Source organism: Streptomyces sp. HUAS MG91 (assembly GCF_040529335.1).
Taxonomy (GTDB): domain Bacteria; phylum Actinomycetota; class Actinomycetes; order Streptomycetales; family Streptomycetaceae; genus Streptomyces; species Streptomyces tabacisoli.
On sequence record NZ_CP159534.1, the window covers coordinates 6,942,732 to 6,967,952 of the forward strand.

21 protein-coding genes are annotated in these 25,221 nt (G+C 70.8%); 7 read left to right on the forward strand and 14 right to left on the reverse strand.

The annotated features are described in order from the left end of the window. Positions 1-45: 45 nt before the first annotated feature. From ABII15_RS31495 to ABII15_RS31505, 3 genes are all read right to left on the reverse strand, one after another. Positions 46-540: an NUDIX hydrolase gene (locus tag ABII15_RS31495; protein WP_353945664.1), complete on the reverse strand. Its 495-nt coding sequence runs from the start codon at positions 538-540 to the stop codon at positions 46-48. 79 nt (positions 541-619) lie between these two features. After that, positions 620-1,696: an ADP-ribosylglycohydrolase family protein gene (locus tag ABII15_RS31500; RefSeq protein ID WP_353945665.1), complete on the reverse strand. Its 1,077-nt coding sequence runs from the start codon at positions 1,694-1,696 to the stop codon at positions 620-622. Between the two features lie 48 nt (positions 1,697-1,744). Then, complete coding sequence (locus ABII15_RS31505) at positions 1,745-3,454, reverse strand: BCCT family transporter (RefSeq protein WP_353945666.1); 1,710 nt, start codon at positions 3,452-3,454, stop codon at positions 1,745-1,747. A 155-nt stretch (positions 3,455-3,609) separates the two neighbouring features. Here ABII15_RS31505 and ABII15_RS31510 point away from each other — a divergent pair, with 155 nt between their 5' ends. Next, on the forward strand, positions 3,610-4,761 hold the full coding sequence (locus ABII15_RS31510) for a glycerate kinase (RefSeq protein WP_353945667.1): 1,152 nt from the start codon (positions 3,610-3,612) through the stop codon (positions 4,759-4,761). Positions 4,762-4,912: 151 nt separating this feature from the next. Here ABII15_RS31510 and ABII15_RS31515 read toward each other — a convergent pair whose 3' ends face one another. Continuing rightward, positions 4,913-6,121: a helix-turn-helix domain-containing protein gene (locus ABII15_RS31515; protein ID WP_353945668.1), complete on the reverse strand. Its 1,209-nt coding sequence runs from the start codon at positions 6,119-6,121 to the stop codon at positions 4,913-4,915. Positions 6,122-6,359: 238 nt separating this feature from the next. Here ABII15_RS31515 and ABII15_RS31520 point away from each other — a divergent pair, with 238 nt between their 5' ends. From ABII15_RS31520 to ABII15_RS31540, 5 genes are all read left to right on the forward strand, one after another. After that, positions 6,360-7,193 carry an ABC transporter ATP-binding protein gene (locus ABII15_RS31520; protein WP_353945669.1) on the forward strand — a complete coding sequence of 278 codons (834 nt, stop codon included), beginning with the start codon at positions 6,360-6,362 and terminating at the stop codon, positions 7,191-7,193. A gap of 112 nt (positions 7,194-7,305) precedes the next feature. After that, the gene (locus ABII15_RS31525; RefSeq protein WP_353945670.1) at positions 7,306-8,097 is read left to right on the forward strand and encodes an ABC transporter ATP-binding protein; all 792 of its coding nucleotides are present in this window, start codon (positions 7,306-7,308) and stop codon (positions 8,095-8,097) included. Next, positions 8,094-8,984: a branched-chain amino acid ABC transporter permease gene (locus ABII15_RS31530; RefSeq protein ID WP_353945671.1), complete on the forward strand. Its 891-nt coding sequence runs from the start codon at positions 8,094-8,096 to the stop codon at positions 8,982-8,984. The genes ABII15_RS31525 and ABII15_RS31530 overlap by 4 nt, the downstream gene beginning before the upstream one ends. Then, entirely contained in the window at positions 8,977-10,083 is a 1,107-nt protein-coding gene (locus ABII15_RS31535) for a branched-chain amino acid ABC transporter permease (protein ID WP_353945672.1), read from the forward strand. The genes ABII15_RS31530 and ABII15_RS31535 overlap by 8 nt, the downstream gene beginning before the upstream one ends. After that, positions 10,080-11,345: an ABC transporter substrate-binding protein gene (locus tag ABII15_RS31540; protein ID WP_353945673.1), complete on the forward strand. Its 1,266-nt coding sequence runs from the start codon at positions 10,080-10,082 to the stop codon at positions 11,343-11,345. The genes ABII15_RS31535 and ABII15_RS31540 overlap by 4 nt, the downstream gene beginning before the upstream one ends. Before the next feature lie 68 nt (positions 11,346-11,413). On the opposite strand, the gene pssA is transcribed toward ABII15_RS31540, so the two are convergent. The 9 genes from pssA to ABII15_RS31585 form a co-directional block, all read right to left on the reverse strand. Then, complete coding sequence (gene pssA / locus ABII15_RS31545) at positions 11,414-12,196, reverse strand: CDP-diacylglycerol--serine O-phosphatidyltransferase (RefSeq protein ID WP_351445425.1); 783 nt, start codon at positions 12,194-12,196, stop codon at positions 11,414-11,416. 58 nt (positions 12,197-12,254) lie between these two features. Further along, entirely contained in the window at positions 12,255-12,911 is a 657-nt protein-coding gene (locus ABII15_RS31550; RefSeq protein WP_078506431.1) for a phosphatidylserine decarboxylase, read from the reverse strand. A 195-nt stretch (positions 12,912-13,106) separates the two neighbouring features. Beyond that, positions 13,107-14,312, reverse strand: a complete 1,206-nt coding sequence (locus tag ABII15_RS31555) for an acyl-CoA dehydrogenase family protein (RefSeq protein ID WP_353945674.1) — start codon at positions 14,310-14,312, stop codon at positions 13,107-13,109. Positions 14,313-14,314: 2 nt separating this feature from the next. Beyond that, positions 14,315-14,824 (reverse strand): MaoC family dehydratase, encoded by a 510-nt coding sequence (locus ABII15_RS31560; RefSeq protein WP_111667835.1) that lies wholly within the window; start codon positions 14,822-14,824, stop codon positions 14,315-14,317. 5 nt (positions 14,825-14,829) lie between these two features. Continuing rightward, positions 14,830-15,795, reverse strand: a complete 966-nt coding sequence (locus tag ABII15_RS31565; RefSeq protein WP_353945675.1) for a CoA ester lyase — start codon at positions 15,793-15,795, stop codon at positions 14,830-14,832. After that, positions 15,792-17,840 carry a protein meaA gene (locus ABII15_RS31570; protein ID WP_353945676.1) on the reverse strand — a complete coding sequence of 683 codons (2,049 nt, stop codon included), beginning with the start codon at positions 17,838-17,840 and terminating at the stop codon, positions 15,792-15,794. The genes ABII15_RS31565 and ABII15_RS31570 overlap by 4 nt, the downstream gene beginning before the upstream one ends. 21 nt (positions 17,841-17,861) lie before the next feature. Next, positions 17,862-19,199: a crotonyl-CoA carboxylase/reductase gene (gene ccrA / locus ABII15_RS31575; protein ID WP_353945677.1), complete on the reverse strand. Its 1,338-nt coding sequence runs from the start codon at positions 19,197-19,199 to the stop codon at positions 17,862-17,864. Positions 19,200-19,802: 603 nt separating this feature from the next. Further along, on the reverse strand, positions 19,803-20,657 hold the full coding sequence (locus tag ABII15_RS31580; RefSeq protein WP_353945678.1) for a TetR family transcriptional regulator: 855 nt from the start codon (positions 20,655-20,657) through the stop codon (positions 19,803-19,805). 85 nt (positions 20,658-20,742) lie between these two features. Next, the gene (locus ABII15_RS31585; RefSeq protein ID WP_353945679.1) at positions 20,743-22,542 is read right to left on the reverse strand and encodes a 3-hydroxyacyl-CoA dehydrogenase NAD-binding domain-containing protein; all 1,800 of its coding nucleotides are present in this window, start codon (positions 22,540-22,542) and stop codon (positions 20,743-20,745) included. A 359-nt stretch (positions 22,543-22,901) separates the two neighbouring features. Between ABII15_RS31585 and ABII15_RS31590 the strand changes: the two genes are divergently transcribed. Then, on the forward strand, positions 22,902-23,474 hold the full coding sequence (locus ABII15_RS31590) for an adenylosuccinate lyase (RefSeq protein WP_353945680.1): 573 nt from the start codon (positions 22,902-22,904) through the stop codon (positions 23,472-23,474). 84 nt (positions 23,475-23,558) lie between these two features. Here the strand turns inward: ABII15_RS31590 and ABII15_RS31595 are convergent, their stop codons facing one another. After that, positions 23,559-25,145: an alpha/beta hydrolase gene (locus ABII15_RS31595; protein ID WP_353945681.1), complete on the reverse strand. Its 1,587-nt coding sequence runs from the start codon at positions 25,143-25,145 to the stop codon at positions 23,559-23,561. Between the last annotated feature and the right edge of the window lie 76 nt (positions 25,146-25,221).

The window sequence follows — 25,221 nt, forward strand, 5'->3', positions numbered from 1 at the left end:
AGAATCGCGGTTGGAAATATCTGGAACAGGGACCCAAGGGGCAAATCAACCGGTGACGGGCTCGCCGCACTCCAGCTCAGCCGCCCCGGCGCCCCGGTCGAGCACCCCGAGCGCGGAGCGCACCCGGCGCCCGAGCGACCCCAGCAGATACGCGTCCAGGTCGTCGCGGGCCACGAACCGCCACGACAGCAGCTCCTCCTCCTGGAGCCGGATCGCCTCGATCTGCTCGGCGGTCAGCACTCCGCCGTCGTACAGGTACGCCACCAGCGGCGGCCGTCCGGTGCCGGGCACCCAGTCCACGGCGAGCAGCCGCCCGGGCGGCACGTCGAGCCCGATCTCCTCCAGCGTCTCGCGTCGCGCGCCCTGTCGCGGGCTCTCCCCGGTGTCCGACTCCACGGTGCCGCCGGGCAGTGCCCAGCCGTCCCGGTAGTTCGGTTCGACCAGCAGGATCCGCTCCGCGCTGTCGCGGAACAGAACGGCGGCGCCCGCCAGGACCCGGGGGAGTCCGGCGATGTACGTGGCGTAGTCGAGGGTTGTCATCGGCCCACTCTAGAACCCGCCGGCGCGCATACCTGGCGGTACGGGAGCGACCCGTGTGCCCCGCTTCCGGACCCGCGGCTCACTGCTCCGCCAACTCGACCGTCCTGCGCGCCAGTTCACTGATCCGTACGCCGTCGAACCCGAACACCGCGCTGCGCACCCGGTCCTCCAGCGGCTCGGTCCACTGCGCGGGGATCGCGTCCGCCCCGCACAGCACCCCGGCCACCGAACCGGCCGTCGCGCCGTTGGAGTCCGTGTCGAGACCGCCGCGCACCGTCAGGGCCACGGTACGGGTGAAGTCGCCGTCCCCGTACAGGAGTCCGGCCGTGATCACCGCGGCGTTCGGCACGGTGTGGATCCAGCCGAGCCCCGCGGTCTCCTCCTCGACCGTGGCCAGGGTCTGCTCCCAGGTCAGCCGCGATTCATGGAGCGAGATCACGCGGCGTACGACACGGGCAAGACGGCTGCTCGCGGGGATCACCGTGAGCGCCGCGTCGAGGGCGGACCGCGGGGCCGGCGCGGTGAACGCGGCCGCCACCAGGGCCGCCGCCCACATCGCCCCGTACACACCGTTGCCCGTGTGCGACAGGACCGCGTCGCGGCGGGCCAGGGAGGCCGCGCGGCGCGGGACGCCCGGACAGGTCCAGCCGAAGACGTCCGCGCGGATCAGCGCGCCGATCCACTCCTGGCAGGGGTTGTCGTACGTGGCCGTGAGCGGCGGCTTCAGGCCGTTGGCGAGATTGCGGTACGCCGCGCGCTCCGCCGTGAACGTCTGGAGGTAGGGCAGCCGCAGCAGCCACAACTCGCCGACCTGTTCCGTCGTGAAGGCGAACCCGTGGGTCTCCAGCAGGTGCAGGCCGAGCACCGCGTAGTCCACGTCGTCGTCCCGGCAACTGCCGTGGATGCGGCCCCGGACGCACGCCCGCCACTCGGAGCGCAGCGCCGACTCCACCTCCCGCGACGGAGGTTCGGGCAGATAGTCGGTGAGCGGCAGGGCCTCGGCCTGGCGCAGATAGCGGTCGATGCGCTCACGCGTCCACACCTCGCCCTGCTCGACCGGTTTGCCGAGCATGTTGCCCGCGATCCGGCCGAGCCAGCCGCCGAGCACACGGTCGGCGAGGACGCGTTCGGTGAGCTGGGGGCTCGTTGGCGTCATGAGTGCGGTCTACCCGTTTCGCCGCGCCACCTGTCCCGCATCGGCCCCTCAACCGTCCTTCTGGTCGCGCGACTTGGCCGCCTGCCGGTGGAGCCGCTGGTGGCGGCCGGACTCCGGGGACCGCTCGGTGAGCGCGTCGCCGACCATCGTGCGCACCGCGTCCCGCAGCCCGTGCAGCGCCTGCCCGCGCGCCGGGCCCGCGCCCGGGTCCTCGCGCAGCTCCTTCAGCAGCGCCCAGCACAGTGCGAGCATCACCACGACGAACGGGAGCGCGACCAGGATCGTGGCGCTCTGCAGGGATTCCAGTCCGCCCGCGACCAGCAGCACCGCCGCGACCGCGGCCATCAGCACGCCCCAGGTCACCACCAGCCAGGTCCGCGGATGCAGCGCGCCCCGGCTGGTCAGCGAACCCATCACCAGCGACGCCGAGTCGGCGCTCGTGATGAAGTAGAGCATGACGAGGATCATCGCCACCCACGACGTGATGGTGCCCAGCGGCAGCGCGTCCAGCATGGCGAACAGCGACGCCTCGGCGCCCTCGGAGACCTTTGCCGACATGTCGACCCGGCCGGTGGCGTCGAGCCGGATGCCGGTGCCGCCCATGACGCAGAACCAGACCACCGTCGCCCCGCTCGGTACGAGGAGCACGCCGATCAGGAACTCGCGGACGAGCCGGCCGCGCGAGATCCGGGCGATGAACGTCCCCACGAACGGCGCCCAGGACAGCCACCACGCCCAGTAGAAGATCGTCCACGCGCCCAGCCACGACCGGTCGGTGAACGCGCCCGTGCGCGACGCCATCGGCAGCAGCTCGTGCAGATAGCCGCCGACGCTCGCCGGGATCACGTCGAGGATGTAGACCGTCGGGCCGAGCACGAACACGAACAGCATCAGACAGGCCGCGAGCACGAGGTTCGCCGTGCTCAGCCACTTCACGCCCTTGTGCAGCCCGGAGAAGGCCGAGGCGACGAACGCGGCGCTGAGCGCGGCGATGATGATCAGCTGGAGCGTGGTGGAGGCGGTGACGCCCGTCGTCAGCCGCAGCCCCGTGGCCACCTGCAGCGTGCCCACGCCGAGGCTGGTCGCCGTGCCGAAGACCGTCGCGAACACCGCCAGCAGGTCGATGATCCGGCCCGGCCAGCCCGCCGCCCTGCGCTCGCCCATGAGCGGCACGAACACCGCGCTCAGCCGGTTGCCGCGGCCCTTGCGGAAGCCCGCGTACGCGAGGGCGAGGCCCGCGATGCCGTAGATCGCCCACGGGGTCAGCGTCCAGTGGAAGAACGAGTACTCCATCGCCACCAGCGCGGCGCCGCCCGTGCGCGGCTGGACGCCCGCCGACGGGGGCGGGTTCAGATAGTGGGTCAGCGGCTCGCCGACGCCGTAGAACATCAGGCCGATGCCCATGCCCGCGCTGAACATCATCGCGATCCAGGCGAGCGTGGTGAACTCCGGCTCGTCGTCGTCGCGGCCGAGCCGGATCCGGCCGAACCGGCTCACCGACAGCACCAGGCACAGGACGAGGAAGAGGTCGGCGGCGACCACGAACAGCCAGGCGAAGTTGTCCAGGACCCAGGTCAGCGCGGTCCCCGACGCACGATCGAAGGAGTCCTTGCCGAACGCGGCCCAGGCGACCACGGCGAGGACGACGGCGACGCCGGTACCGACGACGGTGAAGTCCGGCGAGTCGTCGGCACCGCCGCCGTCGCCGCTCGGCGGGGGCGGCTCGGGGGCCGCTTGATCGATCGTTTCCGTGCTCATGGCGCCCCACTATGGCCCGAAATAGCAGTGAATAAGCGTCGGGCGCGCCGTCCCGCCGACCGGACGACCATGGGCAGCGGCCCCCTCCTGCGGTTAAGGTCGCAGCGGCGCGACTGCCTTGACGCGAGCAAGGCCCGAACAGCAAGGGGAGCAAGGTGGCGGACGCTGCACAGGCCGCGCGGCACGTGTTGATCGCGGCGGACAAGTTCAAGGGCTCGCTCACCGCCGTGCAGGTCGCACAGCGGGTGACGGCCGGTCTGCGCCGGGTGGCGCCCGAGGTGACCGTCGAGTCCGTGCCCGTCGCCGACGGCGGTGACGGCACCGTCGCGGCGGCCGTCGCGGCCGGGTTCGAGCGCCGCGAGGCGCGGGTCACCGGGCCGCTCGGCGAACCGGTGACCGCCGCGTGGGCGCTGCGCGACGGCACGGCCGTGGTGGAGATGGCGGAGGCGTCGGGCCTGCAACTGCTGCCCGAGGGCGAGTTCGCGCCGCTGACGGCCACCACGTACGGCTCCGGTGAGGTCATCGCCGCCGCGCTCGACGCGGGCGCGCGCACCATCGTCTTCGGCGTCGGCGGCAGCGCCACGACGGACGGCGGCGCGGGGATGCTGGCCGCGCTCGGCGCACGGTTCCTCGACGGCTCGGGCGCGCCGGTCGGACCGGGCGGCGGGGCGCTCGCCGCGCTGGCCTCCGCCGATCTCTCCGGGCTCGATCCGCGCCTGGCCGACGTGGACGTCGTCCTCGCCAGCGACGTCGACAACCCGCTGACCGGGCCCAAGGGCGCGCCCGCCGTGTACGGGCCTCAGAAGGGGGCCTCGCCGGAGGACGTCGCCGAGCTGGACGCGGCGCTGGGCCACTACGCGAAGATCCTGTCGGAGTCGGTGGGTCCGGCCGCGCTGGAGCACGCCGAGGCCGCCGGTGCGGGGGCCGCCGGGGGGATCGGGTACGGCGCGCTGGTCGGGCTCGGGGCGCGGTTCCGGGCCGGTATCGAGGTCATGCTGGACGTCCTCGGCTTCGCGCCCGCGCTGGCCGGGGCCACGCTGGTGATCACCGGTGAGGGGTCGCTCGACGAGCAGACCCTGCACGGGAAGGCGCCCGCCGGGGTCGCCTCGGCGGCGCGGGCCGCCGGCATCGAGGTCGTCGCCGTCTGCGGGCGGCTCGCGCTTCCCGCCGAGGCGTTGGGGAGGGCCGGGATCCGTCGCGCCTACGCCCTGACGGACCTGGAGCCGGATGTGGCCCGGTGCATCGCCGACGCGGGTCCCCTCCTGGAGACCCTGGCCGAGCAGATCGCCGCGGACTTCTTGCGCTGACCGGGTCCTGCCCTCTCGCGCAGTTCCCCGCGCCCCTGAAGCATGCGCTGCGCGCAGCTTCCCCTAGGAGATGCCGCACGAAGTGCGCATCTCAGGGGCGCGGGGAACTGCGCGACCAGCCACGACGGTGGCGCACCCGACCCGGCAACCCCTAAGACGTCCCGGCCCCCGACGACAACCGGTACGCATCCAGCGCCAAGGTCATCTCCATGAGATCCCGCGGACGTGACAACGACCGCGCCGTCAACTGCTCAAGCCGCCGCAACCGGTTGAAGACCGTGTTGCGGTGGCAGTACAGGCGACCGGCGGCCCGACCCGCGGAACCTTCACAGGCCAGCCACGCGTCCAGCGTCTCCAACAGCACGGCACGATCGGCCGGCTCCAGCGCGAGGAGTTCGCCGAAGACGCCGGAGACGAGCCGCTGCGCCAGATCCGGCTGGCTCACCACCAGCGCCGTCGGCATCCGCTGATCGAGGCGCACGACCCCCGTGGTGTCCGGAGGGCAGGTGCGCAGGGCGAGTTCGGCGAGCCGCCGGGCATGCCCCAGCTCGCCGAGACCCCGCACCACGGGGCTCAGCCCCCCGGGCCCGGGACACCGCCCGTCGAGCAGCACCGCCACATCGTCCAGGGTGCGCCCCGCGCCGAGCGCCACCACGGCCACCTCGCAGTCGGCCCGCATCCGCCACACGAACCGGAAGTCGGGATCCTGCACCCGGCGGTGGAACGTCTCCCGGCTGTCCCGGCGCTCCACCCGCAGCACGAGCACGGCGTACGGACCGTGCTCGGGAAGGTCGAGCCCGGCGGCGGCCCGGGCGGCGAGCCCCGGCGCCGGACGGCCCTCAAGGAGTGCGTCGAGCAGCGCCTGCATCTGCTCGTCGGTGCGGCGGCGCAGCTCCAGCTCCGTCGCCCGGTACGCCTCCGAGGCCGCCGCGGCCTGCGCGTCCACGGCCGCCCACACCATCGTCGCCGACCGCATCAGCACCTTCAGCCGCTCGGGCTCGCCCCCCGCGCTCTCCATCAGCGCGTCCCACACCAGATAGCCCGCGTTGCGGTACGCGTGCACGAGCAGGTCGAGCGGCAATCCCTGGCCCGCCCGGCGCCGGCCCGCCTCCTCCGCGTACGCCAGATCCCGCCGCGGCGCCTCCCGCGGCGCCGTGATCGTCTCGACGCCGATCCGGATGGCCTCCTCGGCCTCCCGCCACTGGGCGTCGTACGGCAGCACCCGCGCGTACACGTCCGAGTACGCGAACAGTTGCCGCAGATGCTCGTCGACCAGCTCGGGCACCCGGTCGAGAAGAGTCGTGCACGCCTCCCTGAGCAGCTTCCAGTCCTGTCCGGTGCGGTGCTTGCGTCCGCCCATCGTCCCTCCCCAACAGCCCGTAAAGCGACGGCAAAGGACTCGTTCGCTGCTGCGGAGGATGCCATCCCCGGCGGCTGTCCGGCAGGCCCCTGACACGGGGTCTTGTGCGCGCGCACAACCGGGGCGGGCGGGCGCTGGGCCTGCGCAGCGTTTCCCCGGCAGTCCGTGGACGGGCCGCCCGCGCGGTGCTGTCGTGAGCGCCACCGGTCCCGTACCGGTCCAGGGAGGGACACACACAGTGACCGATGCGACCGATGCAGATGAAGCAGCCGGGCTCGCCGTCGACGGCGTATCCGTCGGCTACGGGCCCGTACGCGCCCTGCGCGACGTGACCTTGAAGGTGCCGCGGGGCGCCGTCGTCGCCGTGCTCGGCGGCAACGGCGCGGGCAAGTCCACGCTGTTGCGGGCGATCTCGCGCACCCTCGACTTCCACGGCGGCGCCGTGACGTCGGGCGAGGTGCGGTTCGGCGGGCGGCGGATCAGCGGGCTCACCCCCGACCGGATCGTCGCCGCCGGGATCTGCCAAGTGCCGGAAGGGCGGCAGGTGTTCGCGCGGATGACCGTCGCCGACAACCTGCGCGCCGGCGCCCTCGGCTCGACCGGCTCGCGGGCCGCGAAGGCGGCGGCGCTGCGCCGCGTGCACGACCTCTTCCCGGTCCTCGCCGACCGGGCCCAGCAGCGGGCCGGGCTGCTCTCCGGCGGCGAACAGCAGATGCTGGCCGTCGGCCGCGCCCTCATGGCCGAGCCGCGACTGCTGCTCCTCGACGAGCCGTCGCTCGGGCTCGCCCCGCTGATGGCGGCCCGCATCGCCGACACCGTCCGGGAGATCAACGCCCAGGGGGTCTCGGTGCTGCTCGTCGAGCAGAACGCCGCGCTGGCGCTGCGCTTGGCCTCTTATGCGTACGTGCTCGACGTGGGGGAGGTCGCGTTGCACGGGCCTGCCGATGAGCTGGCCGGGTCCGACGAGGTGCGGCGGCGGTATCTCGGGGTGGTCGACGAGGACGCCGTCGCGGATGCCTCCGGCGCGGTGCGGGATACGCCCGTGTTGCGGGCCTGGGGAGGTGCGGGGTGATTCTTTTCGCCTTCGGATGTGCCGCCCTGTGTTGTCAGGCGTCTGCCGGTGCGTCGTGGCCGGCCGCGCAGTTCCCCGCGCCCCTGCGGGGCGCCATCGAGGGAGGACCGCGATGAATGACGTACTGCCGCTCCACGTACGGGACTTGACCGTGCGGTTCGCCGGGCTCACCGCGCTCGACGGGATCGGGTTCACCGTCGAGCCCGGCACCGTGCACGCCGTCATCGGGCCCAACGGCGCGGGCAAGTCCACCACCTTCAACGTGCTGTCCGGGGTGTACCGGGCCACCTCCGGCACCGTCCACCTGGGCGAGACGGAACTCACCGGGCTGCCCCCGCACCGGATCGCCGCGCTCGGCGTCGCCCGGACCTTCCAGAACCTCGCGCTGCCGCCCCGCACCACGGTCGCCGACAGCCTGCTGCTCGGCCGGCACCGGCTCACCCGGGCCGGATTCGTCGCGGCGGGGCTGCGGCTTCCCGCAGCCGTCCGCGAGGAGCGGGCGCACCGCGAACGCGTCCGGGAGATCGCCGAGTTCGTCGGCATCGCCGACCAACTGGACACGGCGACCGGCGCGTTGCCCTACGGCGCGCAGAAACTCGCCGAGCTGGCCCGCGCCCTGTGCATGGAACCGAAGGTGCTGCTCCTCGACGAGCCCGTCGCCGGCATGACGGCCGACGAGCGGCGCCGTACCGCCGCCGTGATCGCGGGCGTCCGCGACAGCCTCGGCATCTCGATCGTCCTGGTGGAACACGACATGGGAGTGGTCATGCGCCTCGCCGACGAGGTCACCGTCCTCGACTTCGGAAAGCGGATCGCCGGGGGACCGCCGGCCACCGTCCAGAACGACCCGGCGGTGATCCAGGCCTACCTGGGCGCGCCCGACGAACCGGAGAGCGCCGCATGAGCTCCTTCCTCGAACTGCTCCTCAACGGCGTCTCGATGGGCTCCGTCTACGCCCTCATCGCCCTCGGCTTCGTCGTGATCTTCCGCGCCACCGAGGTCGTCAACTTCGCCCACGCCTCGCTGCTCCTCGCCGGTGGCTACGTCACCGCCTCGCTCCACGACGACATCGGCTTCTGGCCCGCGCTCGGCGTCGGCATCGCCGCCGCCGCGGTCGTCGGTGCCGCCGTCGAGTTCCTCGTCATGCGCCGCTACCGCGGCCACGACCACAGCGTCCTCGCCATCGTCACCATCGGCGTCGACATCCTGCTCACCACCGAACTCACCCGCCGCCTCGGCACCGACGTGCTCACCCTCGGCGACCCGTGGGGCGACGCCGTGCTCACCGTCGGCGGCATCTCGATCGCCCACACCCGCATCGCCGCGTTCGTCGCCGCGGCCCTGCTCATCACGGTCTTCCTGCTGACCTTCCGCTACACCTCCTGGGGTGTCGCGATGCGGGCCGCCGCCGAGAAGAGCGAGACGGCCGCGCTGATGGGCGTACGGCTGGGAAGGGTGTCGCTCGGCGCCTGGGCCGTGGCGGGCGCCCTCGCCGCCGTCGCCGCGCTGTTCCTGACCGTCTTCCCCACCCCGGGCCTGGAGCGGGCCACCTCGCTCGCCGCCCTGAAGGCCTTCCCCGCCGCCATCCTCGGCGGCCTCGACTCCACCACCGGCGCCCTCGTCGGCGGCCTGATCGTCGGCGTCACCGAGTCCCTCGCCACCGGCTACCAGAGCGAACTCGCCTTCATGGGACGGGGACTCGGCGACCTCGCCCCCTACCTCGTGATGACGGCGATCCTCCTGCTGCGGCCCTCCGGACTCTTCGGCACCAAGGAGCTCGCCCGTGTCTGACACGCTCGCCCCGGCCCGGGCCACCCCCGCCGCCCGCCCCCGTACGTTCCTCACACGCCGCCGCACCTACGCCGCCGGTGTCCTCGCCCTCGTCCTGGTCGCCCTGCCGTTCTACGTGGACCGGTTCTGGCTCCAGGCGGGACTGTTCGCCATGGCCGCCGCGATCGGCGCCATCGGCCTCAACCTGCTCACCGGCGCCACCGGCCAGCTCTCCATGGGCCACGCCTTCTTCCTCGCCGTCGGCGCGTACGGCTACTGCGTGTTCGCGGGGGAGAAGGGGCAGACTGTCGACGGACTCGGGCTGCCGCCCTGGCTCGCCGCCGTGCTCGCCGTGCTCCTCGCGGGGATAGCGGGCGGCCTGTTCAGCCCCATCGCGGGCCGCCTCCAGGGCGCGTACCTCGGCATCGCCACCCTCGCGCTGATCTTCATCGGACAGCACGTGCTGTTCAACGCCGAGGACCTCACCGGCGGCGCCAACGGCCGTGACGTGCCCGTCATGAACCTCTTCGGCCTCTCCTTCGACGACAGCGAACTCACCCTCGCCGGTGTGCCCTTCGGCTCCGCGGAGAAGCTCTGGTACCTCGGGCTCGTGCTCCTGCTCGGCTGCGGGCTCTTCGCCCGCGGCGTGCTGCGCGGCCGCCCCGGCCGCGCCATGAACGCCATCCGCGACCACCGCATCGCCGCCGGCGTCCTCGGCGTGCCCGTCGCCCGCTACCGGGGAGCCGTCTTCGTGCTCTCCTCCATGTACGCGGGCCTCGCCGGGGTGCTGCTCGCCCTGGTCTTCCAGCGCACCGTCCCCGACTACTTCGGCATCACGCTCTCCCTCGAATACCTCGCCATGATCGTCATCGGCGGTCTCGGCTCGGTGGCGGGGGCGGTCGTCGGCGCCGCGTTCGTCTCGCTGCTGCCCCAGATCCTCACCCGCTACAGCGACGCACTGCCCCTCGTCTCGGCTCCCGGCACCGGTGGCATCGCCCCCGGCGAGGCATCCCGCTACCTCTACGGCGCCGCCGTCGTGGCAGTGGTCCTCTTCCTGCCCGGCGGCCTGGTCCGGATCGCCGCCCGGCGCGCCCGGAAACACCCTCAGGAGGACGCATGAACACCCGTACCCGCACCCTCACGGCGGCAGCCGTGGCGGGGCTGCTGGCCCTCACCGCGGCCTGCAGTTCCAAGGCGAAGGACGACAGCGAAGGCGACAAGCAGAGCGCGGGCGGGGTGAAGACCGGCCAGGGCATCTCCGGCAAGACGATCAACCTGGGCGTCCTCACCGACATGACCGGCGTCTACGCCACGCTCGGCAAGAGCGTCACGCAGGCCCAGCAGCTGTACGTGAAGCAGACCAACGCCGCCGGCGGCATCTGCGGCTACCAGCTCAAGCTGACCGTCCGCGACCACGGCTACGACCCGCAGAAGGCCGTCGCCGGCTACACCGAGCTGGAGCCGAACGTGCTCGGCTTCACCCAGTTCATCGGCTCCCCGTTCGTCGCCGCCGTCGAGAAGCGCGTCGCCCAGGACAAGGCCCTTGTCCTGCCGCAGGCCTGGTCGGCGAATCTCCTCGGCAACCCCTACGTCCGCGTCATCGGGTCGACGTACGACTACGAGACCATCAACGCCGTCGACTTCCTGATCAAGGAGAAGGGTCTGAAGAAGGGCGACAAGCTCGGGCACGTCTACTTCGAGGGCGACTACGGCGAGAACGCCCTCAAGGGCTCGAAGTACATCGCCGAGAAGGCCGGGCTCACCGTCGTCGAGCAGAAGATCAAGCCGACCGACAACGACATGACCGCCCAGGTCGCCGCCCTGAAGAAGGCGGGCGTCAAGGGCGTCGTGATCAGCGCGGGCCCGCGCCAGGCGGCCTCCCTCGTCGGGGTCGCGGCGGCGGCGAAGCTGGCCGCGCCCATCATCGGCAACAACTCGGCGTTCGCGCCCCAGCTGCTCGCCACCCAGGCCGGACCGGCCCTGATGAAGAACTACTGGGTCGCCTCGCCGTCGCTGCCCATCGGCGCCGACACCGCTGAGGCCAAGAAGCTGGTCGCCGACTACCGGAAGGCGTACCCGAAGGACTCCCTGGACAACGGCGTCGTCGCCGGCTGGACCGCCGCGTCCGCGTTCGGCGACGCCCTGAAGAAGGCCTGCGCCGACAAGGACCTGACCCGGGAGGGCGTCGACAAGGCGCTGCTGACCCTGAAGTCCTTCGACAACGGTTTCGGCACCGCGCAGGACTTCAGCGACCCCGACGCCCCGTCCTCGCGCGAGTCGGTCATCCTCCAGCCCGACAAGACGGCGGTCGGCGGCATGAAGGTCGTCCGTGAGGCGGGCGAGGCCGCGGAGGCCAAGGACTACGCCCCGTCGGCAGGCTGATCCCGGCCACGCACGAGGAAGGGCCCCGAACCGACCGGTTCGGGGCCCTTCCTCATGCGTCCGCGGGACTACGGCAGCTGCGTCGCCCGCGCCTCGCGACGGTTGTCGCGGAAGTTGTTCACCCGGCGGGCCGTGGCGAACAGCGGGATGACCGCGCCGAGCACCAGCTGCAGCGCACAGCCGGTCTGGAGCAGCAGCTGGCCGCCGGGGGCGTCGAACGCCCAGGCCGCGAGCAGCGCCATGCTCAGCACGATCCACGACAGCATCGCGACGGCGAGGCGGCCGCGCGGCTTCGGGTACTCGACCCGGCTCACCATCAGCCACGCCGTGCCGATGATCGCGAGGAGCGTCGCCACGAAGGGCAGCTCCAGCAGGACGATCGAGACGACCGTCAGCGCGCCGAACGGCGACGGCATGCCCTGGAACGTGCCGTCCTTCACCGTCACGCACGAGAAGCGCGCGAGGCGCAGGACGACCGCCAGGAGGACCACGATGGCCCCCACCGCCGCCACTCTCTGGTGCGCGTCGTCGGCGACCATGCCGTAGACGAGCACGAAGTAGGCGGGCGCCAGGCCGAAGCTGATGAGGTCGGAGAGGTTGTCCAGCTCCGCGCCCATCGGCGACGAACGCAGCTTGCGGGCCACCAGACCGTCGAACAGGTCGAAGATCGCGGCGGCCAGCATCAGGATCACGGCGGTCGCGGCGGAGTGCCGCGCCATGCCGGAGTCGTTGCTGCCCTGGATGTGCGGGATCAGGATGCCGGTCGTCGTGAAGTAGACCGCCATGAAGCCGCACGTGGCGTTGCCGAGCGTCAGGGTGTCCGCTATCGACAGACGCAGTGAGAGCGGCATCTCCTCCGCATCGTCACCGCCGTCGGCGGCGTCACCCGCCCAGGTCTGGGCCTCGGAATCAGTCACGGTCAATGCGAGTCACCCCCGCTGTCGTCTTCTGGCCGACCTCGACGTCGACCTCGACCCCTTCGGGAAGGTAGATGTCGACGCGCGACCCGAAGCGGATCAGCCCGATGCGCTCGCCCTGCTCGACCTTCGTGCCCTGAGGGATGTAGGGAACGATACGGCGGGCGACGGCACCGGCGATCTGGATCATCTCGATGTCACCGAGCTCGGTGTCGAAGTGCCACACCACGCGCTCGTTGTTCTCGCTCTCCTTGTTGAAGGCGGGAACGAAGCCACCGGGGATGTGCTCGACCGACGTCACCGTGCCCGCGAGGGGAGCGCGGTTCACGTGCACGTTCAGCGGGCTCATGAAGATCGCGACACGGGTGCGACCGTCCTTCCACGGCATGATGCTCTGCACCACACCGTCGGCCGGGGAGATGACCCGGCCCGGGGCGATCTCGCGCTCGGGGTCCCGGAAGAACCACAGCATGCCGGCCGCCAGAGCGGTGGTCGGGACGGCGAGTGCTGCTGCCTTCTTGGAACGACGCGAGCGCGCCAGGCTCAGTGCGGCCGTGGCGACGGTCGGAAGAAGCCACGGCGATGCTCCGCGCGCAAGGCGACCACCGAGGAAGCCGTCGCGTGGTGCAGAGGTTTGGCTGTGGGGCATGGATGACCTTCGTAGCGGATGAGGCCGCGCTGGTTACGGGGGGACGGCGGCTTTTCCCGGGATGCTATCGGTTGCGAGCCACAACTGGGCAAGCCAGGAAGCGACATCAGGCTGTGAGGCTCGGCCGAAGAGTGCCTACGGGGTGTGATCTTCTTCGCGAAGAAAATACCCCCAATTAGGACACTTCGGATGTACTCAGCCTTGGAAGCGGTACTCCTCGAGCAGTCGGCGCCCAATGATCATTTTCTGGATCTCGGCGGTACCTTCGCCGATCAACAACATGGGAGCCTCGCGGTACAGGCGCTCGATCTCGTACTCCTTCGAGAACCCGTAGCCGCCATGAATGCGGAACGCGTCCTCCACGACTTCTTTGCAGTATTCGGAGGCCAGGTACTTGGCCATTCCCGCTTCGAGGTCGTTTCGTTCCCCGGAGTCCTTTTTGCGTGCTGCATTCACCATCATCGCATGGGCGGCTTCCACCTTGGTGGCCATCTCGGCCAGCTTGAACTGGATCGCCTGGTGCTGAGCGATGGGCTTTCCGAAAGTGTGCCGTTGCTGGGCGTAAGCGACACCCAGCTCAAATGCACGCTGTGCGACGCCGCAACCACGCGCCGCCACATTTACCCGCCCGACTTCGACACCGTCCATCATTTGGTAAAACCCTCGGCCGGTGGTGCCCCCCAGCACGCGATTGGCTGGAATACGTAGCCCGTCCATGATGAGTTCGGTGGTGTCGACCCCCTTGTAACCCATCTTGTCGATCTTCCCGGGGATGGTCAGGCCCGGCCGGACCTCGCCGAACCCGGGCTCCTTCTCCACCAGGAAGGTGGTCATCGACTTGTGCGGGGCCGTGCCCTCGGGATGACCTTCGTCACTTCGCGTGAGAACCGCCACAAGCGTTGACGTGCCGCCGTTCGTCAACCACATCTTCTGGCCGTTCAGGACGTATTCGTCGCCGTCCTTGACCGCCTTCGACGTGATCGCCGACACATCCGAGCCGAGCCCCGGCTCGGACATCGAGAACGCGCCACGCACCTCGCCGAGCGCCATCCGCGGCAGGAAGTGCTCCTTCTGCTCCTGCGTCCCGTGCTGCTTCAGCATGTAGGCCACGATGAAGTGGGTGTTGATGATGCCGGAGACCGACATCCAGCCACGCGCTATCTCCTCCACGCACAGCGCGTAGGTGAGCAGCGACTCGCCCAGGCCCCCGTACTCCTCGGGGATCATGAGACCGAACAGGCCCAGCTCCTTGAGCCCGTCGACGATCTCCTGCGGGTACTCGTCGCGGTGCTCCAGCTCGGTCGCGACCGGGATGATCTCCTTGTCCACGAAGTCCCGGACGGTGGAGAGGATCTCCTGTTGCACGTCGTTGAGGCCGTGGGTCTGGGCGAGTCGGCTCATGGTTACTTGCTCTCCCGAAGTTCCGGGCGGCCGGGCTGCTCGCCGCCGCGCTCCTTGATGTACGTCTCGGTGGGCACCATCACCTTGCGGCGGAACACGCAGACGAGCGTGCCGTCCTGCTTGTAGCCCTTGGTCTCCACGTGGACGATCCCGCGGTCGCTCTTGGACCGGGACGGCGTCTTGTCGAGGACCGTGGTCTCGCCGTAGATGGTGTCGCCGTGGAAGGTCGGCGCCACGTGCTTGAGCGACTCGATCTCCAGGTTGGCGATCGCCTTGCCCGACACGTCCGGGACCGACATCCCGAGCAGCAGGGAGTAGATGTAGTTGCCCACGACGACGTTCTTGCCGAAGTCCGTGGTGCTCTCGGCGTAGTTGCTGTCCAGGTGGAGCGGGTGGTGGTTCATCGTGAGCAGACAGAAGAGGTGGTCGTCGTACTCGGTGACCGTCTTCCCGGGCCAGTGCTTGTAGACGTCCCCGACGGTGAACTCTTCGTAGGTGCGGCCGAATTGCATGGTCGTCACGCCTCCGGGGCTTCGAACTTCGACGTGCGCCGCATGCCGGCCGCGCGTCCCTTCCCGGAGATGACCAGCGCCATCTTCCGGCTGGCCTCGTCGATCATCTCGTCGCCGAGCATCGCCGAGCCCTTCTTGCCGCCCGCCTCGGACGTGTAGTAGTCGTACGCGTCCAGGATCAGCTCGGCGTGGTCGAAGTCCTCCTGCGACGGCGAGAAGATCTCGTTCGACGCCTCGACCTGGCCCGGGTGCAGCACCCACTTGCCGTCGAAGCCGAGGGCCGCGGCGCGCTGGGCGACCTCGCGGTAGCCCTCCACGTTGCGGATCTGGAGGTAGGGGCCGTCGATCGCCTGGAGGTCGTTGGCGCGGGCCGCCATCAGGATCTTCATCAGGATGTAGTGGTAGGCGTCGGCGCCGTAGCCGGGCGGCTGCTCGCCGACGACCAGCGACTTCATGTTGATGGACGCCATGAAGTCGGCCGGGCCGAAGATGATCGTCTCGACGCGCGGGGAGGCCTCCGCGATCGCGTTGACGTTGTTCAGGCCCTTGGCGTTCTCGATCTGCGCCTCGATGCCGATCTTGCCGACCTCGAAGCCCATCGTCTTCTCGATCTGGGTGAGCAGCAGGTCGAGCGCGACCACCTGGTCGGCCGTCTGGACCTTCGGCAGCATGATGCAGTCGAGGTTCTGGCCCGCGCCCTCGACGACGGTCACGACGTCGCGGTACGTCCACTCGGTCGTCCAGTCGTTGACCCGCACGACGCGCGTCTTGCCCGTCCAGTCGCCCTCGTTGAGGAACTTGACGATGGTGTGCCGCGCCTCCGGCTTGGCGAGCGGCGCACAGGCGTCCTCCAGGTCCAGGAAGACCTGGTCGGCCGGCAGACCCTGGGCCTTCTCCAGGAAGCGCGGGTTGCTTCCCGGCACCGCGAGGCAGGAGCGGCGCGGCCGGAGACGGTTGACGGGGCTGGTCATGCGGGGACCTCCAACGGGTCGAGGTGGTTCGCTTTCCGGATCTCGTCGACGATACGGCCGATGATCTCCGTGATGCCGAAGTCCTTGGGGGTGAAGACGGCGGCGACACCCGCCCGCTTCAGTTCCTCGGCGTCGGCGTTCGGAATGATGCCGCCGACGATCACGGGGATGTCGGTGGCGCCCGCCTCGCGCAGCCGGTCCAGGACATCGGGCACCAGCTCGGCGTGCGACCCGGAGAGGATCGACAGGCCGACGCAGTGCACGTCCTCGGCGAGCGCGGCGGACACGATCTGGTCGGGGGTGAGGCGGATGCCCTGGTAGACCACCTCGAACCCGGCGTCGCGGGCCCGGACGGCGATCTGCTCGGCGCCGTTGGAGTGGCCGTCCAGGCCCGGCTTGCCGACCAGCAGGCGCAGCTTGCCGCCCAGCTCGTCCCCGGTGCGGCGGACCTTCTCGCGGACGAGGGCGAGAGGGGTGCCCTCCTCCGCGGTCACCGCGACCGGCGCCGAGGAGACGCCCGTGGGCGCCCGGAACTCGCCGAAGACCTCGCGCAGCGCCCCGGCCCACTCGCCGGTCGTGACCCCGGCGCGGGCGCACTCCAGGGTCGCCTCCATCAGGTTCTCGTCGCCGGCCGCGGCCTCCTTGAGGCGCTCCAGGGTCTGCTGGGTGGTCGGGTAGTGGAACGGGTCGCCCATGCCCTGGCGGTCCGTCGACTCCTGACGGGTGGTGCGCCACTCCTCGATGGCCGCGATCACGCCCGCCTCGACCCCGTGGTCCACCGTCATGATGGCGGTGTCCAGATCGGCGGTGAGCGGGTTCGGCTCGGTGCCCTCGTAGCAGTTCACACCGATGATCTTCTCCTCGCCGGCCTCGATCCGCGCCCGCCGCTCGGCGTGCGAGGAGACCAGCTGGGACTTCAGGTACCCCGACTCGACGGCGGCCATCGCGCCGCCCATCTCCTGGATCCGGTCGATCTCGGCGAAGGACTCGGCGACCAGTTCGTCGACCTTCTTCTCGATGACGTGCGAGCCCGCGAAGATGTCCTCGTACTCCAGGAGGTCGCTCTCGTGGGCGAGGACCTGCTGGATGCGCAGCGACCACTGCTGGTCCCAGGGCCGGGGGAGGCCCAGCGCCTCGTTCCAGGCCGGGAGCTGGACGGCACGGGCCCGCGCGTCCTTCGAGAGCGTCACGGCCAGCATCTCCAGGACGATCCGCTGGACGTTGTTCTCGGGCTGGGCCTCCGTCAGCCCCAGCGAGTTGACCTGCACGCCGTACCGGAAGCGGCGCTGCTTCGCGTTCTCGATGCCGTACCGCTCGCGCGTGATCCTGTCCCAGATCCGCCCGAACGCCCGCATCTTGCACATCTCCTCGATGAAGCGGACTCCCGCGTTCACGAAGAAGGAGATGCGGGCCACGACGTCCCCGAACTTCTCGGCGGGGACCTGCCCTGAGTCGCGTACGGCATCGAGAACGGCGATGGCGGTGGACATCGCGTACGCGATCTCCTGGACCGGTGTGGCCCCCGCCTCCTGAAGGTGGTACGAGCAGATGTTGATCGGGTTCCACTTGGGGATGTTCGACACCGTGTAGGCGATCATGTCGGTCGTCAGCCGGAGGGAGGGTCCCGGCGGGAACACGTGGGTGCCCCGCGACAGGTACTCCTTGACGATGTCGTTCTGCGTGGTGCCCTGGAGCGTGGCGATGTCCACGCCCTGCTCCTCGGCGACGACCTGATAGAGCGCCAGAAGCCACATGGCCGTGGCGTTGATGGTCATCGAGGTGTTCATCTGCTCCAGGGGGATGTCCTGGAACAGGCGCCGCATGTCACCGAGGTGGGACACCGGGACGCCGACCCGGCCGACCTCGCCGCGGGCGAGGATGTGGTCGGGGTCGTACCCGGTCTGGGTCGGCAGGTCGAAGGCGACCGACAGACCCGTCTGGCCCTTGGCGAGATTGCGGCGGTACAGCTCGTTGGACGCCTCGGCCGTGGAGTGACCGGCGTAGGTGCGCATCAGCCACGGCCGGTCCTTCTGACGCTCAGTCATGAGCCGGTGAACCTCCGTCGGTCAGATGTTGCGGAAGCGGTTGATGGCGTCGATGTGCTGGGCGCGCTTCTCGTGGTCGCGCACGCCCAGGCCCTCCTCGGGGGCGAGCGCGAGGACGCCGACCTTGCCCTGGTGGGCGTTGCGGTGCACGTCGTGGGCGGCCTGGCCGGTGTCCTCCAGGGAGTACACCTTCGAAAGGGTCGGGTGGATCTTGCCCTTGGCGATCAGGCGGTTGGCCTCCCACGCCTCGCGGTAGTTGGCGAAGTGGGAGCCGATGATCCGCTTCAGCGACATCCACAGGTAGCGGTTGTCGTACTCGTGCATGTAGCCCGAGGTGGAGGCGCAGGTGGTGATGGTGCCGCCCTTGCGCGTGACGAAGACGGAGGCGCCGAAGGTCTCGCGGCCGGGGTGCTCGAAGACGATGTCGATGTCCTCGCCGCCGGTCAGGTCGCGGATGCGCTTGCCGAAGCGCTTCCACTCCTTGGGGTCCTGGGTCTGCTCGTCCTTCCAGAACTTGTAGCCCTCGGCGCTGCGGTCGATGATCGCCTCGGCGCCCATCGAGCGGCAGATGTCCGCCTTCTGGTCGCTGGAGACGACACAGATCGGGTTGGCGCCGCCGGCGAGGGCGAACTGGGTGGCGTAACTGCCGAGTCCGCCGGAGGCGCCCCAGATCAGGACGTTGTCGCCCTGCTTCATGCCGGCGCCGTTGCGCGAGACCAGCTGGCGGTACGCGGTCGAGTTCACGAGGCCGGGTGCGGCGGCCTCCTCCCAGCTGAGGTGGTCCGGCTTCGGCATCAGCTGGTTGGACTTGACGAGCGCGATCTCGGCGAGGCCGCCGAAGTTGGTCTCGAAGCCCCAGATGCGCTGCTCGGGGTCGAGCATCGTGTCGTTGTGCCCGTCGGAGGACTCCAGTTCGACGGAGAGGCAGTGCGCGACGACCTCGTCGCCGGGCTTCCAGGCGTTGACGCCCGGGCCGGTGCGCAGGACGACGCCCGCGAGGTCGGAGCCGATGATGTGGTACGGCAGGTCGTGCCGCTTGGCCAGGTCGTTCGTGCGGCCGTAGCGCTCCAGGAACCCGAAGGTGGAGAGCGGTTCGAAGATCGAGGTCCACACCGAGTTGTAGTTCACGGAGGAGGCCATGACGGCCACGAGCGCCTCGCCCGGGCCGAGTTCGGGCACCGGGACCTCGTCCAGGTGGATCGACTTGCGCGGGTCCTTCTCGCGCGTGGTGAGTCCTTCGAACATCTCCGTCTCGTCCTTGTGCACGGTGATCGCGCGGTACGAGTCGGGGATCGGCAGAGCGGCGAAGTCGGCAGACGTGGCGGTCTGCGACTGAATCGCGTCCAGGATGTCCTTCACGGTGTTGCCTCCGGCGAAGAGCGTTGAGGGAACGCTGGTCGGGGTGTGGCTGTACTGGGGCTGCGGTGGTGCTGATGAGGGGTGTGCCGTCGGTTCGGCGGGGTGGTGCTCCGGCAGCGCTTGGTGTGGCGCGGAAGGGTGCCTGTGACGCAGGCGTCCGGGCGCGCGGGCCGTGGCTCGCGGGGACAGTCGGCTTCCGGAAGTTCTCCGTCCGCCGGCCGCCCGGACACCTTCAACGTATGGCACACCGTGACAGCTGGCAAGGCACTGCGTGCCATTGGTTTCGCTCAGATGAAATCTTTACTGTTCAGGCGAGCGATGATCGATCATTCGAGGTCAGGGCGGTGTTGTGGCTGGTCCGGGGGATCGATGATCGATCACTGGGGGAGAGGTGGGTGCGCCCGGGCATGAAAAAAGGCGTCTGACGTGGCACTGCGTGCCATGTCAGACGCCTGGGGGGTCTTGTCCACGGGTGCGGGTGGGTGGGGGCTGGTCGCGCGGTTCCCCGCGCCCCTGAGGGGAGGCTGCGCGCAGCGCATGCCTCAGGGGCGCGGGGAACCGCGCGAGAAGCGGCCACCGGCCGTCAGTCGGGCGACGGGCCGCCTACCGGTCGCGCAGGGCTTCCTCGATGGTGCGCATGACCTCGGAGAGCGGCGCGTCGGTGCGGGCCACCGTCACCAGTACCTCGCCCGAGCGGGACACCTGCGCCGCCGGGACGGCCTCGGCGGCGGGCGTGCGGCCGGCGCCGATCCCGGTGCCGAACGTGCGCCGCACGATGGCGAACGCGTGGTCCAGCTGCGTCTCCACGTCACCCTGCCCACCGGCCCGCAGCCAGCGCCGCAGCACGTGATTGTGGGCGGTCACGACGGCGGACGCGGCGACCTCGGCGAGCAGCGGATCGTCGTTGCCGTCGTGGTGCGCCTCCTCGTCGAAGTGCCCGAGGAGATAGCGCGTGAAGAGCCGCTCGTACCGCGCCACCGAAGCGATCTCGGCCTCGCGCAGCGTCGGCACCTCGCGGGTCAGTCGGTACCGCTCGACGGCCACCGTCGGCGACGACGCGTACATCTTCATGACTTCCTTGATGCCGCGGCACACCGTGTCCAGCGGGTGCTCGTGCGGCGGCGCCGCGTTCAGCACGGCCTCGGCGCGCACCAGGGTGTCGTCGTGGTCCGGGAAGATCGCCTCTTCCTTGGAGCGGAAGTGCCGGAAGAAGGTGCGGCGCGCGACCCCGGCCGCCGCGGCGATCTCGTCGACCGTCGTCGCCTCGTACCCCTTGGTGGCGAAGAGCTCCATCGCCGCGGCCGCGAGCTCGCGGCGCATCTTGAGCCGCTGCGCCGCGGCCCGGCTGCTCGCCGCGCTCTCCGGAGCCTCCGAGCCGCCGGAAACGGCGCTCGTGGCGGATGTACGGGAGGACCGGTCGGCCTTGGCAGCGGGCGTCATGACCCGAACGTACTGCATGTACGTTCCCATACGCTCCCCGGTTGACGGGCCGCCCGACGCTCCGAGCAGCCCGCCCCAACCGGCCCCCGACTCCGCTCCCGGCTCAGCGCCGGGCATATTCGCGGAAGCCACGGCCGGTCTTGCGGCCGAGGCAGCCCGCGGCCACCAGGTGCTCCAGGAGCGGCGCGGGCGCGAGGCCCGGGTCGCGGAACTCGCGGTGCAGCACCTTCTCGATGGCGAGCGAGACGTCCAGGCCGACCACGTCGAGGAGTTCGAACGGGCCCATCGGGTAGCCGCCGCCGAGCTTCATCGCGGCGTCGATGTCGTCCAGCGACGCGTAGTGCTCCTGGACCATCTTGACCGCGTTGTTCAGGTACGGGAACAGCAAAGCGTTCACGATGAACCCGGCGCGGTCGCCGCAGTCCACGGGGTGCTTGCGCACCTTCAGGGTCAGATCGCGGACCGTCGCGTGCACGTCCTCGGCCGTCAGCACGGTCCGCACGACCTCGACGAGCTTCATCGCCGGCGCCGGGTTGAAGAAGTGCATCCCGATCACGTCCTGCGGCCGCGAGGTGGCCCGGGCGCAGGCGACCACCGGCAGCGAGGAGGTGGTCGTCGCCAGGATCGCGCCCGGCTTGCACACCTTGTCGAACACGGCGAACAGCTGCTGCTTGATCTCCAGGTCCTCGGCGACGGCCTCGAGGGCGAGGTCGACATCGGCGAAGGCGTCGTAGGAACCGGCCGGGGTGATCAGGGCGAGGGTGGCCTCGGCGGCCTCGGCCGTCATCCGGCCCTTGTCGACAGAGCGCTTCAGGGACTTGCCGATCCGGGCCTTGGCCGTCTGGGCCTTCTCCTCGCTGCGGGCCGCGAGCACGACCGCGTACCCGGCCTTCGCGAACACCTCGGCGATCCCCGAGGCCATGGTCCCCGAGCCCGCGACGCCGACGGACGCGACGGTGCGGAACGGCGCGGCGATGGCGTCGGTCAGCGGCGTCAGCGCGTCCCGCACCACGACCGAGCTGCCCGGCTCCTCGTACGTGTAGAAGCCGCGGCCCGTCTTGCGCCCGGTCAGACCGGCCTCGCTGAGCTGCTTGAGGATCGGCGCGGGGGCGTGCAGCCGGTCGCGCGACTCGGCGTACATGGCGTCGAGGACGGTCCGGGCGGTGTCGATCCCGATCAGGTCGAGCAGCGCGAGCGGGCCCATCGGCAGCCCGCAGCCGAGCCGCATCGCGGCGTCGATGTCCTCGCGGGAGGCGTACTTGGCCTCGTACATCGCGGCGGCCTGGTTGAGGTAGCCGAACAGCAGCCCGTCGGCGACGAAACCCGGCCGGTCGCCGACGGCCACCGGCTCCTTGCCCAGTTCGAGCGCCAGGTCGGTGACGGCGGCCACGGCGGCCGGCGCGGTGAGCACGGAGGAGACGATCTCGACGAGCTTCATCGCGGGCGCCGGGTTGAAGAAGTGCAGACCGAGGACCCGCTCGGGGCGCGCGGAGTCGGCGGCGAGCCGGGTCACGGACAGCGCGTTGGTCCCGGTCGCGAGGATGGCGTCGGGGCGCACGATCCCGTCGAGCGCGCGGAAGATCTGCTGCTTGATCTCGTACGACTCCGGGGCGACCTCGATCACGAGGTCGGCGTCGGCCACCGCCTGCAGATCGGTGAACGTACGGAACCGCGCGAGGAGGTCGGCCCGCTCCCGCTCGGTGAGGTGCTCCCGGCGCACCGCACGCGCCGTGGAGGCCTCCAGGGAGGCGACGGCCTGCGCGGTGGCGGCCTCGCTGATGTCGATGCCGATGACCTCGCGGCCGGCACGGGCCAGGACCTCGGCGATGCCGGTGCCCATGGTGCCGAGGCCGACGACGGCGACCGTCGGAAAAGGGGCGGTACGGGACAGAGGAGCGTCCATCCGGGGACTCCAGGAAGTGAGGGTGACGACGAGGGGCGCACACGGCGACGCCAACGGGCGTGCGGCGTACGGGAGATGAGCGGGCGATGCGGATGCCCGGACCCATGTGAGGAGAGCCACGCGCGAAGAACCACGCGCGGCGCGGAGGTGGAACCGACCGGCCCTGTCCCAAGCCGTGTCGTACCGAACCGACGAACACTCACGGCGGCTGCGTCACCAGGCCACCGGGAGGTGTGCTGCGGGAAGTGTGCCCCGCTCACTTGAGATTAACCGGCGAGTAACGAGCGCGCCAGCCCTCGTCGTTGACGAGTCTGTGTGATCTACGTCGCCGCAGGCCCGGTGGGGCTTAGCCTCGATGCATGGACGAAGAGTCGCGAACGGTGACAGAGCGCATCCGGAAGGAATCCGGCGGGACCCCCGCCTTCGAGCAGCTCGCCGCCACGGACGACCTGGATGCGCTGGCCGCGGTGCTCACGGCGCCGGAACAGCCGTTGTGGGCGCGTGAGTTCGCCGCCCATCGGCTCGGCACAGCGGGTGACCGCCGGGCCTTCGAGTCCCTTGTCCTGCTGCTCAATCACCGCGATCCCGAGCGCTGCGCGGGCGCCGCGCACGCCCTCGCCGCCCTCGGCGACCCGCGCACGGCCCGCGCCGCGGCGGCCCTCGCCACGAACGAACTGCGGGTGGCCTACGCCCTGTACCCGGTCCGCCTGCTGACCCAGCTGCGCGCCCCCGAGTCCGCCCCGGCCCTGATCACCAATCTGCGCCGCCGCCTCGCCCCGCACGATCCGTACCGCAAAGTGGCGCTGGCCTGTGTCGAGGGGCTCGGCAGCCTCGCGGACCCGCGGGCCCGTGACGTCCTCAAGGAGGCGGCCACGCATCCGCGGCTCGCGATGGCGGCGGAGGCGGCGCTGGCCCGGCTGCCCCAGGGATAGGCCTCGGTCGGCCGGCACGGCGGCGGGGAGGTGGGTGGGGCGGGGTCGTCGTGCCCCGCCCCACCCGAGCCCCCCAGCCCTGGGTCAGCGGGTCCGGAAGCCGAGCAGCCGGTGCAGTGCCGCGCCGCTCGTCGCCCCCGGGGACGCGGCCTCCCGGGTCGCCGGCGGCTTCGGGTCGGGCAGCTTCCGGCACACCGCGTCGGCGGTGCCGTGGCCGCGCGGCACCTTCCCGGTCGCCAGGTATGCGGACAGGTACCCGTCCAGACAGGTGCTGCCGCTGAGCGTGATCCCGTGATTGCCGCCGCCCTGCTCCACCACGAGGCTGGAGCCGCGCAGCAGCTCATGGACCCGCACGCCGCCCTCGTACGGGGTCGCCGCGTCGTCCGTCGCCTGGAACAGCAGCGCCGGAGGCAGCGCGTCGTTGCCGACGTCGGTCCGCTCCAGCGGCGGGATCGGCCAGGAGGCGCACGGCGCGTTGTACCAGGCGTTGTTCCAGGTGGAGAACGGCGCCTTCGTGTTCAGCGCCGCGTTGTCCCGGTGCCACCGGCGCCAGTCGCGCGGCCAGCGGGCGTCCCGGCACTGCACGGCCGTGTAGACGCTGTAGCCGTTGTCGCCGGCGGCGTCGACCTCGCCGAAGGTCTGGTACGCGGCGACGAGCGAGTCCGCGTCCTTCTTGTTCACGTACGCGGAGAACGCCTCGGCGAGCTGGGGCCAGTAGCCGTTGTAGTAGCCGCCGGGCAGGAACGTGTCCTCCAGTTCGCCCGCGCCGACGGTGCCGCCCGCCGGTTTCCTCGTGACCGCGTCCCGCATCGCGTACCACTTGGCCTCGACCGTGGCCGGGTCCTTGCCCAGGTCGTAGGTCGCGTCGTACTTGGCGACCCACGCCATGAAGGCCTGGTGGCGGGCGTTGAAGGCGAGGTCCTGGTCGAGGTTGTCCCGGTACCAGGCCCCCTCGGGATCGACGATCGAGTCCAGGACGAGCCGCCGCACCCGCTGCGGGAAGTACTTGGCGTACACGGCGCCCAGATAGGTGCCGTACGAGTAGCCGAAGTAGTTGATCCTCGGCGCGCCGAGCGCCGCCCGGATCAGGTCCATGTCCCGGACGGTGCTCACCGTGTCGATGTACGGCAGCACGTCGGGGTACTTGGCCGCGCAGGCGCGCGCGAACGCCTCCGCGCGCTTCTTCCCGGTCCGCTCGATCGCCTGCGTCGTCGGCACGCTCGGCGGGCGCACCGGATCGAAGTGGCCGGGCGCGCAGTCCAGCGCCGGCTGGCTCTTGCCGACCCCGCGCGGGTCGAAGCCGATCACGTCGTACTGCGCGGCGACCTTCTTCGGCAGGCCCGACGCCACGAACCCGGCGAACGAGAGCCCGCTGCCGCCGGGGCCGCCCGGATTGACCAGAAGCGGTCCCTGCGAGGTCTTCGCCGTGTGCGGGATGCGCGACAGGGCGATGCTGATCCGCTGCCCGTAGGCGTTGTCGTGGTCGAGCGGGACGCGCAGCGACGCGCACTGCATGCTCGGGTACGCCTCGGTGGCGCACTTCTTCCAGACCGGCGCGGGGGCGGCGGCCGGGGCGGGCGAGGCGTGGGCGGCGCTCGCGGCCGGAGCCGTCACGACGGTGCTCGCGGCAAGGGCCGCGATGCCGCACAGGGCGGCCGCGCTTCTTTTCATGGGGTCTCCCGGGGCACAGGGGCACGGACCGTGGGCTCACGGTCGTGTCGGATGTTCCCGGAATCCCCGCGCGAGA